The following is a 14,331-nucleotide window of genomic DNA, read 5'->3' on the forward strand; positions in this document are numbered from 1 at the left end:
ACAGGTATATTGTTGCAAGTGGGGTGCTCAAAAGCAATGGATTTTTAGGGGGCCTGGCTAAGCAATTCGAGTTACGCAGCAACCTCAGGGCTATTTCAAGATTTCACGATCGGCCGGCCGGCGTCCAGCGGAGTCGGCATCATCGGTGAACTCCCAGGGGATGGAGAGGGGCCTCTGACTTCGGCAACATACACCTCGTGGCCGAAGTGTGGATCCTGGCTCAGGTCCTGACCGTCAAACCGATCTATGAATTCTTCAAGGTCGGTCTGGTGCGAGAAGCCCATCGCAACGGCAGACATGTTTTCGATTTCGCCGCCTTGATCCTCATAAGTCGCGCTCACTTCGAGGACACCTAGCCGATCGAAGTTTGCTTGCATGTGAAATGAAAGCCAAACTAGATATTCTAGCGGATAGCCGGGATTCCCTGCATATGTAGCGACATAGGGATAAGCCAAACGAAATCGTTCGGCCAACGCTTCGCCATCGGAGGCAAAGACGAGAAGATCGCTTTCCTCGTCGACGTCGTGAAGTTCGATCGTCAGATCGTGTTTGCGCAAAGCGACGTACGCGCCAAGTCGGTCAGATGGTAAGGATGTGAATATGATGTCGCGCCATTTTTGAACGGCTTCATCGAGATCGGTGCGGATCAAAAACATGAAGCATCCTTAGCAAAGCCATCCCATGATCAAGAGCTTGGAGCCGTGCATAGTACAATTCCAGCTAGTAGATATTAGTTAGATCTAAACTTCAAGCTTGGCAGGTTGTTTCCAGAGTGTGGACATTCAACAGTCGCTAGCGAGGTCGTGAATCGTATAAAACGTTACAGAAGATCGGATAATCGATCGACCGGAACCGCCGCGCGACTATCCGCACAAACCGTTTGCAATGCGCGGAGATCGGAAGCGGACACCCAGGCCGGGAAATCGTCGCCATTCCGCCATTCAGCGGAGCGGCTTGCCGGCGGTGGTCCCAGTCCCAATCCCCCTCGGCTGGCCGGCGCTGTGCTGTCCTGCGGCGACCCTTTTGACCGGTCAAGCCGCGCGCGAACTGGTTCTGGCCGCGCGGCGCGGAGGACGCCTGGCGCTAAATCTGGGGGGAGCTACGCAATCCCGCGTTCGCCCATAAATCAGCCGCTGCGTTTGATCGAGCGACATCCGTCATCGAGTAAGCCGGAATTCCCCGCTGAAACTGACTAGGTGTTGGTGAAGCCGGTCGATGACCGCTGCTCGAGGACTGGCCCGGCGCTCTATAAGGCAGATCTGGCGGTAGATTGGCGGCTCGCCAAAGGGCACCGCGACCACCTCGCCGCCGGCTTCTTTTAAGGCGCTCCAGGGCGCGATTGAAAACTCCGAGTCCATCGACCACGCAGGCGACGACCGCTGTGATCGTGTCGATCTCGGCAATGACATTCGTGACGATCCTTTTGTCGGGCGGCCCTTCCTCTACGCAGCGGTTGTCGCCGGCAGTCCAGCTATCCGTAAAGCTATCGACATCCTAAAATCGGAAATCCATCAGGACATGGCGCTCCTCGGAGTCGTGGCGATAGATGACATCGATGGCTGTTTTGTCGTTCGCCGTGATCGCCTCGCGTGACGGTTAACGCGTGATTGCAGTAAGCGCTGTAGGTGGCGGTCGGGGTCTTGCCCAACGCAGCCAATGCCGCAGCTGGAGTCAATTGACGAAACGAGGGCTTATATTAGTGAGCAACGTCACCACCTCGTCTTCGATGGCCTGGCATTTGTCGGTGTATTCAGCCTTCAGCGGTTCATCAGACATGGCATGCTCGCTCAACTCATTGCGAGTGACTACAGCTAGGCCGTAGGCTTCGATCAGAGTGCTCAATGCCAGAAATCGCAATTCTGAGAGCTGTTTGCGGTGTCGTGGCAGCCGTATCATGAGGCGTGCTCGGCCGATTTTCTCGAAGTCCAATGGCTGTCGCCTCTCAGATCCAGGATCCGTCATTGTCCTCCACAAAATTGCCGATAGCAACGTCAATCCAAGCACGTGGACTAATGCTCGCCGATCGCTTCAAGAGATTGGATGCAGTAGCGATGCCTGATAGCTTATTCAGAAGCGTCCCCTGACGCCAACCTTTGCGCCCGCAGATGTCTCGCCGTCGCCTTCGATGTTGAATAGCAGACCGGTGTCAATCGACCAGCTCTCCCCAGTTTGCAGCGACAGGGCGGCCGAGAACGAACCGAAGAGGCCCGCCCCATCAAGGCCGGAGTATCCGAGCGTGCCGCCGAGTTTGGGTGTCAGGATCCTGTCGTTATCGAGGGTGAACGGCCGGGCGATCTCCGCCCCCAGGCTCACCCTCAGCTGCTCTTCGGTAAAGCCCTTGAGGTCGATCTCGTCGCCGGTGCCATTCCTCACCCCGTAGTCATCAACCGTTTCAGAGAAATAGACGGCCCGCAGCGCCGGCGTAAACACCGTTGCATCATCAAGCTGCCATTGCCCCTTGACCGCCGTGTCCAGCAGAAACCGGCGCGTGTCGAACGTGCCGTCAAGGGCAGTCGTGTCGATGGTGTTGGACGAGCCGCCATAGAGCAGGCTCGAATCCCAGAAGATGCCCTTGCCGAGTTCGAAGGAGGCATAGGGACCGGCCAGCCAGCCATCGCCGAACAGCTCCGCGTCCTCGTCGGTCGGGTCGGTCATCCGGTCGTAATGGAAGGACACGCCGAGCAGTGCTTTCTCCGACAGCAGATAGTCTGCGCCAAGCGAGACCATGCCGAAGTTGCCCCACCTGTCGTCGTCGTCCTTGCGGCGGTGCATCAGGAACGTGCTGTCGAGCCAGATGTTGAAGGGCGAGGCTTCAGCCTGGTCAACCCCATCGGCCCTGTCGCGCGCGGCCTCCATTTGGGCAAGGCTGGTGGAAAAGCCGAGTGTGACGCCATCGGTGGAAGGTGTCATGCGCGTGGTGACCGTGTCCGTTCCTACGGCCATCCGCCGCCGGTCGAGCAGACCCGGCACCTTGATGGTCGAGGCGATCAGGTTCTGCCGCGTCCGCACGAAGTCACGCACGAGCGCATCGATCTCCGCGGCATGCCCGGACGCATCGAAGGCGAGATTGTAGGTCACGGTCCCGGTGTTGGAAGTACCGAGCGCACTGACCATGCGGAAGCCGACGCGCACCTGGCCGGAGTAGGCCCTGTTGGGCGTGAATTTCAGATACCAGCCAACCGGGGCGGCGACCGGACCGACCTGTGCCAATTCGCCCTGGATGATGGATGCCGTTCCGGCTTGGGCCGGCTCGACAAAGATCGTCTCGGCCGCTGTGAACGGGCCGCCGGTGGCGCCGCGATTGAGATAGACATCAGGCGGTGCCGATCCGGCCGGGACATCGACCACTTTGTCGGCGACCGTGATGGTGCGAGCTTGGACTTTCACGGTATAGCTGGCCGTTCCCGTTGCGCCGTTGGTGTCACAAACCTCGATCGTGAACGAGTAACTGCCTCCGGCGTCGGCGGCCAACGGGCCGGTCAGCTGACCGGTTGAAACGTTGAGGACCATGCCGTTAGGCAAAGCGCCGGATGCAAGGCGATAGAGCATTGGGCCGGTTCCGCCTTTGGCGGCGATCGGCTGGCTGTAGTCCTCGCCGGCCATGGCTTCCGCGAGCGCTCCAGCGGGTGGCTCGAAGGTGAAATCGACTGGAGCCGCTGCAACCACGATCGCATAGCGCGCGGTTCCCGCAGCGTTGTTGGCATCTGTCGCCGTCACGGTGAAATCGTGGTTTCCGGCCCGGGTTGGAGTGCCGCCGATCGCGCCGGTCGCGCCGTCGAGCTCGAGGCCCGCAGGAAGCTGGCCCGATGTGATCGCATATCGATAGGGCGCGCCTCCGGCCGAGGCGGTGACGGTGATGCCGCTATAGGCGCTTCCGGCGGTTCCACTCGCCAGTCCACCAGCCGGCGGCGAGAAGGTGAGCGTCGGTGCTGTCACTGTGATCGCCACCGTTGCGGCAGGGGAGGTGCCGGTGGGGTTGGTGGCCACATAGGTGAAGCTGTCGGAACCGGAATAGCCCGGTGTCGGGGTGTAGGTGATCGCCAGTTCCGACACGGCGGCCGTGCCGTGCGCCGGCTGGGCGCCGACGGCCACGGAATTCGCTGGGCCGCCGGTGAGATCGAGCCTGATCGGGTTGGCTGCGGAGTTTGCTGCGACAGTCGCCCGCACATCGTTGGCTGTCGGAGCCTGGAGGACGATGGCGATCGAGTAGCTTGCGGTTCCCGTTGCGTTGTTGGCGTCGGTCGCCGTCACGGTGAAATTGTAGCTTCCGGCCGTCGTCGGCATCCCCGAAATGCGACCGGTGATGCCATCGAGCGCAAGGCCTGCAGGCAGTGCGCCTGAAGTCACGGCATAGCGATAGGGCGCGGTGCCGGCCGACGCGACGAGGGTGACGTCATAGGCTGTCGCGACGATACCCTCGGTCAACGTGCCCGCTGAGGGCGAGAAACTGAGGGTGGGGGCGGTGATGGTGATCGTCACCGTCGACGCCTTGGACGTGCCGGTGGCATTGGTGGCGGTGTAGGTGAACCTGTCGGAGCCGGAATAGCCCGGTGTCGGGGTGTAGGTGATCGCCAGTCCCGACACCGAAGCCGTGCCGTGCGTCGCCTGCGTGCCGATGGTCAGAGTATCGGCGATCCCGCCGCCGAGATCTGGTGTGACGGGGTTGGCCGTGGAGTTCGCTGCGACCGTTGCGCTCACATTGCCGGTGGTCGGCGCCTCGACCGCAATGGCGATCGAGTAGGCTGCCGTCCCCGTGGCGTTGTTGGCGTCGGTGGCCGTGATCGTGAACGGGTAGTCCCCGGCGGTCATCGGCGTTCCCGATATGAGGCCGGACGCTGGATCGAGCGTCAACCCGTCCGGCAGCGTGCCGTTGACGGCGTAGATGTAGGGGGCGGTGCCGGCTGATGCCGCGACCGTGACGCCGCTGTAGGCGGTTTTGGCGGTACCGCCGGGCAAGGCGCCGGCCACGGGCGAGAAGCTGAGGGTCGGCGCAGAAACGGTGATGGTCACAGTCGCCGCATTCGACGTACCGGTGGTGTTGGTGGCGGTGTAGGTGAAGCTGTCGGAGCCGGAATAGCCTGGTGTCGGTGTATAGCTGATCGCAAGTCCCGAAACTGAAGCTGTGCCGTGGGATGGCGACGTCCCGATGGCCAGCGTATCGGCAACCCCGCCGCCGAGATCGAGCGCTACCGCGTTCGCCGTGGAGTTTGCCGCGACCGTCGCGCTCACATCGCCGACGGTCGGCGCCTGGACCGCGATCGCGATCGAGTAGGCCGCTGTCCCCGTGGCGTTGTTGGCGTCGGTGGCCGTGACCGTAAAGGTGTAGTCTCCAGCGGCCGTCGGCGTTCCCGAGATAAGACCGGACGCTTGGTCGAGTGTCAGCCCATCGGGCAGCGTGCCGTTGACGGCGTAGGTGTAGGGCGCGGTGCCGGCTGCGGCCGTGACGGTGGCGCCACCATAAGCGGTCGCGGCCGTTCCGCCCGGTAGGGTGCCAGCCGGCGGCGAGAAGGTGAGGGTCGGCGCAGAAACGGTTATCGTCACGAGCGCGGCGGCGGACGTGCCGGTGGTGTTGGTGGCGGTATAGGTGAAGCTGTCGGAACCGGAGTACCCAGGTGTCGGAGTGTAGGTGATCGCGAGTCCCGATACCGAAACCGTGCCGTGCGTCGGCTGCGTGCCGATGGCCACTGCGTCCGCCGCACCGCCACTGAGGCTGAGCGCAATCGGGTTCGCCGAGGAGTTTGCTGCAACCGTCGCAGTCACAGCGTCGGCGATCGGCGCAGGCTTCGGTGTGACCGAATTGGACGCATTGGAGGCCGGACCGGGGCCGATGCTGTTCGTGGCCGTGACTTTGAATGTGTAGGCCGTGCCGTTGGTAAGGCCCTTCACGGTGATGGGACTTGATCCGCCGGTTGTTGCGGCACCACCCGGATCAGCCGTCACGGTATAGCTGCTAATCGGTGTGGTTCCGGTATTCACAGGGGCGGTGAAGCTGACCGTCGCCTCGCCGTCACCCGACGCAGCGCTGACGGCGGTAGGAGCATCCGGAACTGCGCCCGCGCGATTGACGACGATGTCGTATGTCTTCTTGGTGACGGCGTCCTGTGCCGTAACCAAGATGCTTATGGCGTTGTCGCCGACTTGTAGGTTGACGGGAAGGCTGCCCGGCGCCGTGATGACGGTCCCGTTGACCGAGACGACGGCGCCGGGATGTGCGTTGGCCGGCGTGACGGTGATGGCGGAAACGCTATTGCCCACCGCGACAGTATAGCTGGTGGTAGCGGCGTCGAAGACCGGCGTGAGCGTGCCGCTCGAAACGCTGATGCCCGAGAGGTTGGCGTCGCTGGAGGGTGGCGCGACGGTCATCGGCGTGCCGCCGGTAAACGCACTGGTCATCTCGTTGCCGGCGCTATCCTTTATGCCCGTGCTGGGGGACAGGCTGAGAGCCAAGGTGCCGTCTCCCGAAACATCCGCCACACGCACTTGATAGGTCGATCCCGATCCCGACACACTGTCAATCGTGCCTTGCGCCGTTCCTGTTTTCACCAGGTTGAACTTGCCAATGTCTACGGCCGTGACCGGTTCGGAGAATACCACGTCGAATACCGTGCCCGTTGCAGCGGGATTGATTGACGCGACCGTGGGCCGGACGCCATCGATCCTGATGCCTGATGTGTCGGCAATATTGCGAAGTGTGATATCTGCATCCACTAGGCGGTTGTAGTCCGTGATCGTTGCCCCCCCGCGCGCCATTGACGAGATTGCGATTCCGTCTTCGTCGAGGTCGTTTTCGGCAACCGTGTAGGAAAACGTCATGGTGTTAAAGACGGCGCCGATCAGGTTGATCCGCCGCTCGACAGCCCCAAAGACAGCCTTCACGTACGGCCCCCCGTTGCTAGCGATGTGCTGATCGAACTCCACGTCGAACATCAGCGTGGCGCCGATCGCGTAGGTTCGTGCGGGCGTATTGAGCGGCTTGACGGCGGTGACAACCGGCGCGGCGACATAGGTATAGCCGTTTGCGCGCGTCACGGAACTGTTGCCCACGGTCGTCACGGTCACATCGGCCGGGCCGGCCGCTCGTGCCGGTGCAGTGGCGGTAATCCGGGTGGCACTATCGACGGTGAACGTGGTGGCGGGAACGCCGCCGAATGCAACGGCACTCACGCCGATGAAGTTGGTGCCGGTGATGGTCACGGATTGTCCACCGGCGGTGCTTCCGATGTACGGCGCAACGCTCATGATCGTGGGCGGTGCGGCGCGGGTGACGACCACCAAATAGGTCCGCTTGATCGTGCGGTCCTCGGTCATGACAGTGACGGTGAGCGTATTATCGCCAACATTGAGTGGCACCGCGGACGATGCACCCGACACAGCGCTGGCCCCGTTGATCTTCAACGTCGCAGTGCTTCCAGGGGTGGACGGTGTCACGCCAAGGGTGGACACGCTGTTGGCCACGGTGGCCCTATAGGTCGTTGTCGCGGTGTTGAAGGCCGGCTCGAGATTGCCGCTCGACAGCGTGAGACCGGAAAGAACGGCGTCCAGCGGGTTGCTCTTCGTGACGCAGACGACGTCCATACGCCAGGGAGAGGTCGTCTGGCTATAGTTTATGGCTTCGACATAAATGCCGCCTAGGACAAGGTCCTGCCCGGAAAACGACGCGGATTCATTGCCAGTTACAACGCCGCCATCATAACTGGCCTCGATATATGGGGTTCCACTTCCCGCAAGCGCATTGAAATACGCGCTCTCCCAAAAGGATGGATTGCGGATCAGATCGATATGAAGCTGATCCGTCGCATGAAAATCGCTATTGGGATAGGCCTTCGTGAGAAATCCGACGTCCTTCCCGTTCAGATCAGCAACGATATTCTCGCACCCTTTCGACCCGGCGAACGCTTCTCCCGCAACCGCCACGAGGCCGGAAAAAAGGAAGATGAGGGCTGTCAGCAGCCGAATTTGATTGCGCCGAAACCCCTGCGTCTTTTCAGCCTTCGGCACAGCCTCCACCGGCGTGCCGATGCACTTTCGCTCGCGGCTGCCGTCAGACGGCATCGTATCGTGGGTGATGCCGCTTGCCACACGAACGGCTCGGTTGCAGGAGCGTGCGGACGTGGCCGATCGATAGCTTGGCATGACGGATTTCTCTCAACAAAAACCGCGCCATGGCAGGCGCGCTTCGTGTTAGCTCGGAGAAAGTGCCGCCTTCAATTGTCGGAGGCGGGCAGACGTGGAAATGCGCACCCCGTGCCAATGACCCTGCGTTTACTGCCAGATCGGCTGTCTCGCCACCACACCCAACGCTTGTCGCAGAGGTCCCTATCGCCCGATCAGGCCGATCCATTGTGACCAGTCGGTCGCCGACAATCCGGGTGAGGATTTCAGCAGGGCCGGATGGTGCGCCGAAAGATGGCGTAGCTCCCGCGGCGACAGGCCGAATTCGCGGCGAAATGCGCGGCTGAAATTTGCCGCGTTGGTAAAACCATGGGCCAAGGCGAGGTCCGCAATCGCGACATGTCTATAATCCGGCGATCGAAGGTTTACGAAGGCGCGCCGCAGGCGCTGCTGCGCCAGGAAAACCGAAAATCCCCCAACCTGTTCCAGAAGGCGGTAGACCGTTCGGCGCGACAGCCCGAATGCGGCCATGACACGCTCTACGGTCAGATCGGGTTCGAGCAACTGGTCAGTTATGTAGCGCCTGACCGCGATCGACAGCGCATGGCCGACGCTTGCTGCATTGCCTTCGCTCGTCTGGCTGTTTATCGCAGCGCCGGCAAGATCAAGCAGCGGAGACAGGACCGCTTCCGCGTCGCCGACGGAGATATGATCCAGCTGCTTGTGAAGGCTGCCGAGCGTGTCCCTTAACAACGAAACGAGCGGCATTTTCGCCGGCAGGACCAATTCATGACTGTCGTTCGGGCGCTTCAGACGGGGAGCTAGCATCTGGCGAGGGATGACGAGGCTGAGATGCTCGTGATCGATCGTGGATGTGGCGAGGGGCTGAGCCATATCGATCACATAGAGGTCGCCAGGGCGGGCGACACTGCCGGAGGTTCGACGGCTTCCACTCTCACCACTGAGATAGAACTGTACGAGATACCCATCCATGCCGTCCCGGGCGATTTTGTAACGGGATCGATCGAAATCCTGGCTTGTTGATCGGGTGCGTGCAACGCCGACGCCTCCGATCAGGGCCGCATCGACACTGGCAAAAAATGGGTCTTCGGTCGGCGCCCGAAGCCGCGTATCGAACAGTACGCCGATCGACTCACGCCACATCAGATGGGCGTCTTTCTGCCGCATGGTGGTGGTGTCGAATCGAGACCGTGGCAATCCCAAGTGCTCGGTATGGGCGACCTCAGAGCTTGCAGTCGTTTCAAATGACGGGTTCATAGACTTCATTCATTGCGGCGCGGGCTTGCGTGCAAGGATCTGCACGTTCCGACTGATTTCTAATGAAATCGCAAGTTATTGAAAACTTCCGGCAAAGCAACCGCAGGCGGTGGCATCGCGGCTTGAACTCAGAGAGGGTTGGGTCGGCGTTCGCGTGACCAAGGGGTCGGGAGCCACTGACGCGTCCGCACCAGCACATGTGCTTTCAACGCACGTTGGGATGGTAGCAAACTGTGATCATCCGTGAAGAACAGTCTGTTTTGATGTGATCAAGCTCGTAACCGCAACTGAGATGCGGAGGCGAGAGCGTCGAGTCGCGCTCCCGGGATGCGATATCAATGATCATCGCCAGGTCTGGAGCCTGCGGGTCCCCACGAAGAACCGATCGCCCTATGGCCTTGGGGAGGCGCGGCCGTTCGTTTCGTCGCAAGGCGGAATTCCAGTCGATACATTGTGCGATCTCTCGTAATCGCCGCACAAACAGGGATTGCCTGATGCCGAAAGAAGGGCCTCCGCGAAGTGCGCCGCGGCTGCTTCCAACGCCTCCGAAGGCCGTCTCTGAAACGATCAGTTGCACCGCCACGCTACCACAAGCGTCGCGACCTCGCCGCTTTCGTTAAGATCTACAGCCTCGCCAAGAGAGTCCGCCGGCCGATTGTGCGATGTCCTGAAGGTGGGCCAGCGAGCTTGTCGCGTCCACGCCGTTCTTCCCTTTATAGAACGCCATATTACGCCTTTCTCTGCCGGAAGGCGATTCCTTCGAAGGGAACCTGGGCATGTCCATCATCGCTGCTCTGTTCATCGCCGAGCTTCTGACTCCGTCAAGCTTGGCATCCTCGGCGCTTCCGTCATCTCCGCAGCCCTGGGTCTCCTGGCGCTGATCTGGCTGACGTCTCCTGGCAGATGGTAGTAGCTCGCTCCGTCGGCGCCGCTCGGCGTTTTCCTGTCTGGATCGGCGATTGCTGGCCCCCAACTCGCGATAGACGCGGCCGGGAATACTAGCAGGCCGTCTACGCGATTTTCGAACAGCCACCGCCCCTCGAGCGCGGGAGTATGAGCGCGGTTCATTCGGCTAAACCTCAAAGAACCTCATTGAAAAGCGGACTAGAATTCCGCGTCTGACGTGCTGGCCTCCCGTGCCACCGGCAGACCTTGGGTGCCACCACGGTGAACCTGAAAGTGGAATTGAAACGACGCTTGCGCTAAAGCGGTGGCCAAAACCATAGGATCAGAGGCACGCCCAGCACGACCACAATGAACGAGAGCGGCAGCCCCAACTTCCAATAATCGCTGAAACGATAACCGCCGGGTCCCAACACCAAGGTGTTGCACTGGTGTCCAACAGGCGTAAGAAAATCACAAGCCGCCCCCACTGCGACTGCCATCAAAAAGGCGTCCGGATTGTAGCCAAGGCGCTGAGCAAGCGTAACAGCGATCGGCGCGACGACGAGAACGGTGGCTGCATTGTTCAGGAACGGTGTTGCGGCCATTGCGACCACCATGATCATTGCAAGGGCCCCATAGGGAGGCAACGTGGTAGCAAGTTGAGCGAGGCCGCCGGCGATTAGGTCGGCACCACCGGTCGCACGGATCGACTCGCTGACCGGAATGAGAGCGCCCAGCATTATCAGTATGGGCCAATCGACAGCCTCGTAAGCTTCCCGAAGCGAAAGTGAACCGAGCATTACCGTCAGCACAGCAGCCGTAACGAAGGCCGTGGCGACGGGCAGCAGGCCGAATGCCGTTAGCACCATGGCGCCAGCCAGGACCACCACCGGCATCAGGCCTTTTCGGGGGTTCCCCAAGCGGATTTCGCGCCCGACCAACGGAAGAAGACCGAGTTCCATCAACCTGGTCGGGAGAAGCACGAGATCGCCCTTCAAAACGAGAACGTCGCCTGGTCTTAAAGCGATGTCGCGCAATCGATCAGTGAATCGTTCGCTGCTTCGGCTTACCGCGAGTAGATTGATATTGAAGCGATCATGCAGTGCCAAACGCTTGGCGGTTTGCCCGATCAAGACTGATTTCGGGCCGATCACTGCTTCAATTCCGGCAATCTCCTCATCGGCTCCCTTCGCTTCCGTCGGGCGGTCGTGCCCCTCAAGTTCCAAACGCGCACGACTGATGCCCCGTTCGAGCGCCTGAGGGTCTCCTTCCAACAAAACGATATCGCCTTGATGGAGAATGACCTCCGGCAGGGGCATCAGCGGTTCGACCCGATTGCGAATGAGGCCAGTGACCAGAACCTCCTCGTCCAACAAGATCGACAGGTGACGGATTGACTTGCCGATGACGGACGAAGTCGCAGTGATGCGGGCCTCTGTCATGTAGTCGTTAATGTTCAGCGCCTTCTCCATTGTCGCGGCCGCCTTGCGCTCCTTTGGAAGCAGCCGGTAACCAAACGCCAGAAAGATCACGCCCGCTGCGGCAAGCCCTACGCCGACGGGGGTGAAATCGAACATGTTGAAAGGGCGCCCCGTCAGTTCCTCGCGCATCCGGGAGACGACGATATTTGGCGATGTTCCGACGAGAGTCGTGAGACCGCCAAGCAAGGAACCGAACGCCATAGGCATCAGAAAAGACGACGGGGAGGCTTTCGAGCGGCGCGCCATCTGGAATGCGACTGGGATCATCATCGCCAAAGCGCCGATGTTCTTGATGAAGATGGAGAGAACCGAGACAGTCGTCACGAGAATGACAACCTGACCCTGGACAGAGGTCACGCTTGGCGCCGCCCGATGGAGGAGTGCCTCTATGACGCCACTTCGCTCAATCGCGGCGCTGACGACCAGCGCGCTGGCTACAATGATGACAATGTCGTCGCCGAAGCCGGAAAACGCTGCCTTGTGGGGCACTAGCCCGGTGAAAACTGCGGCAAGCAACGCGAGAACGGCAATCAGGTCATAGCGGAGCCGTCCCCAAATGAATGCGGCCATCAGGCCGATCAGAATGGCGAAGGCGAAAGCCTGAGCCTGTGTCATGGATAAAGTCCCGACCAACTCTTCCCAACGCCGGTTCCATTTTACTCGCCTGAAAGATCTAATGTCTGGATTGCTTACCAGCTTTTTTCAAAGGCGCGGCACCCCGAACGTCCATCCAGGACGTTTTCCCGCCTCGTAGCCCGGATGCACGCATGATCAGGCGACTACAGGATGCTTCCGAAGAGGACCGAATACACAATCACTGCAATCGCCAGCGTAAACGCAAGCGATACCAACAAGCGCGTGAAGTCGTACGTAGAGAAGCGGGCGGGGATGAGGTTTTTCATAACGATCTCCTATGTTTCGTCGAGATGCCCAACGAGCCGCGTACCGCGCTTCACGATAGTGCGCGACTGCAACTCGTGCTGACCTTGCTGACGACGTCAGCTGGAACTTGGATGTTGGCCATAATGCTCGCTACGAGTTCGTCACGCTTCGCACGATTGGCGTAGCCCTGAAGCGTTGCGAGATCCGTGCTGGTGGCAGTAGCCATTCGTCCAGCGGTGTCTGAACAGATGCCGGCAAAGGCGTCCACTCTGGCCGTTTCTGCCGCCAGATTGCTGGCAGTCGTAGTGGTGAGCCATCCCGCATTGAAGCCGATGATTGGGCTGAAGAAAAGCCCGACCACCAAACCAATGGCGTAGGGTTTTGCATGTTCAAGGATTTGTCCGAAGGTCATGGATTAATTCCCTTTAATCAGGTGATTATCGGGATCGTTGCGGGCCCGCGCTCCGACCAGGAGCCAATGGCAATCCAGATTTACTACAGTGCGCTTTAAAATATTTAATGTAAACAACCAATTGAAATGTTCATTCAAAAGTACGTTTCAAATAATTATCGTGCATAATTTTGAGCCTAAAACCACCGTATCTCGATTTATCAGTGCTCGTATATTTATAGAGTCTGAACGTATTTTTCGATAAAACAGATTCGCAATTAATAGACAAAGTAAAGCCGTATTCAAGGCATACAGACTTTTGATTGTTTTTGGCGACAGATTGGCTTTTTGCTTTACCAGGGTTATCGATCTAGATTTCGCATATTCACCTGCGGCCCCGTCGTTATGAGCTTCGTGCGAGTACGCTGAAGCGATGGGAGCTGTTTGCGCAGTGATTGGCGCCAAACGGCCGATCCCGGCTGAATCTCGCTCACGTATGCCGCAGAAAAGGAGGGCAGCGTGTTGCCCGGACGAAACATCGAACAGTCCATTTCGACCCACCATTTTGGATGCTAGACCTCGGCGAGATAGTGGCACCTGGCGAATAGCCGCAATCTTCCCGTCACCCTAACCGCATTGGCAACGTTAAAGTGTCACCATCGATCCCGACCGGTCTGTCAGTGCGCCATGGAGATCGCGCAAATATTTCACCCCGTGCGGCGGAAACGATCACATCGCTAAATCCGCTTCAGGTACATCTCGCCTCGGTATCGCATCCGCAATGATGAACTCGGCCACGAGCAAGAGAGCAACGAAAGACAATCCGCAGCCGATGAACAGGGCATGACGCCCGATAGCAGAGCAGTGTCGCCGTACATCGGCTGCCGCAAGGATGGCTGCAGATGAAAAGCAAACACGAAGAACACGCGTTCGTCATCAGCGAATGGGAATCCGAAGGGGGGGCGCCGAACAGGTCTGAACAGCTCGGTCAGTATAGTCGCCGTTTCGACGGAGACGGAACCTATTCGATCTATCACCTCTTCACGGGAAAGACCGCAGAAATAGGCACCTGGAAGATGGAAGGGCTCAGCCCTAAAAATGCAGCGCGAGCGCTGCGTATTCTCAATACCCCCAAGCTGGCCGGCAGTCGCCTCCGCCCCTGAAGAAACATTCGCAGCGTGCGTTGATAGAACGCGCTGCGGCCCGGCGCCTGCCCAGCCTTCCATCGGCCGAAGCCCTACTACGTTCGGAGATCGCTACTCCATGCTCAGAGCCCGCTGCGGACCGCTGCCGCCGGTTGCA

At 59.9% G+C, this 14,331-nt stretch carries 9 protein-coding genes; 2 read left to right on the forward strand and 7 right to left on the reverse strand.

Annotation, left to right across the window (positions count from 1 at the left end; translation table 11 throughout):
- Window positions 1–95: 95 nt before the first annotated feature.
- Window positions 96–656 carry a hypothetical protein gene (locus IB263_RS30760; RefSeq protein WP_029742650.1) on the reverse strand — a complete coding sequence of 187 codons (561 nt, stop codon included), beginning with the start codon at window positions 654–656 and terminating at the stop codon, window positions 96–98.
- A gap of 751 nt (window positions 657–1,407) precedes the next feature.
- Here IB263_RS30760 and IB263_RS34335 point away from each other — a divergent pair.
- Window positions 1,408–1,593 (forward strand): alpha-hydroxy-acid oxidizing protein, encoded by a 186-nt coding sequence (locus IB263_RS34335; protein WP_256386731.1) that lies wholly within the window; start codon window positions 1,408–1,410, stop codon window positions 1,591–1,593.
- A gap of 78 nt (window positions 1,594–1,671) precedes the next feature.
- Here IB263_RS34335 and IB263_RS30770 read toward each other — a convergent pair whose 3' ends face one another.
- From IB263_RS30770 to IB263_RS30790, 6 genes are all read right to left on the reverse strand, one after another.
- The gene (locus IB263_RS30770) at window positions 1,672–1,929 is read right to left on the reverse strand and encodes a hypothetical protein (RefSeq protein WP_127890887.1); all 258 of its coding nucleotides are present in this window, start codon (window positions 1,927–1,929) and stop codon (window positions 1,672–1,674) included.
- 138 nt (window positions 1,930–2,067) lie between these two features.
- A complete protein-coding gene (locus tag IB263_RS30775) occupies window positions 2,068–7,998 on the reverse strand; it encodes a putative Ig domain-containing protein (protein ID WP_192439453.1) in 5,931 nt (1,976 codons plus the stop codon).
- A gap of 318 nt (window positions 7,999–8,316) precedes the next feature.
- Window positions 8,317–9,300 carry a helix-turn-helix domain-containing protein gene (locus tag IB263_RS30780; protein WP_162728757.1) on the reverse strand — a complete coding sequence of 328 codons (984 nt, stop codon included), beginning with the start codon at window positions 9,298–9,300 and terminating at the stop codon, window positions 8,317–8,319.
- A 1,292-nt stretch (window positions 9,301–10,592) separates the two neighbouring features.
- Entirely contained in the window at window positions 10,593–12,371 is a 1,779-nt protein-coding gene (locus IB263_RS30785; protein WP_029742646.1) for an SLC13 family permease, read from the reverse strand.
- A gap of 164 nt (window positions 12,372–12,535) precedes the next feature.
- The gene (locus tag IB263_RS34530) at window positions 12,536–12,658 is read right to left on the reverse strand and encodes a hypothetical protein (protein ID WP_029742645.1); all 123 of its coding nucleotides are present in this window, start codon (window positions 12,656–12,658) and stop codon (window positions 12,536–12,538) included.
- Between the two features lie 50 nt (window positions 12,659–12,708).
- Window positions 12,709–13,050, reverse strand: a complete 342-nt coding sequence (locus tag IB263_RS30790; protein ID WP_029742644.1) for a hypothetical protein — start codon at window positions 13,048–13,050, stop codon at window positions 12,709–12,711.
- A gap of 881 nt (window positions 13,051–13,931) precedes the next feature.
- Between IB263_RS30790 and IB263_RS30795 the strand changes: the two genes are divergently transcribed.
- The gene (locus IB263_RS30795; RefSeq protein ID WP_029742643.1) at window positions 13,932–14,192 is read left to right on the forward strand and encodes a hypothetical protein; all 261 of its coding nucleotides are present in this window, start codon (window positions 13,932–13,934) and stop codon (window positions 14,190–14,192) included.
- Window positions 14,193–14,331 lie beyond the last annotated feature (139 nt).

Source organism: Ensifer sp. ENS03 (assembly GCF_014852035.1).
In the GTDB taxonomy this organism is placed as follows: Bacteria; Pseudomonadota; Alphaproteobacteria; order Rhizobiales; family Rhizobiaceae; genus Ensifer; species Ensifer adhaerens.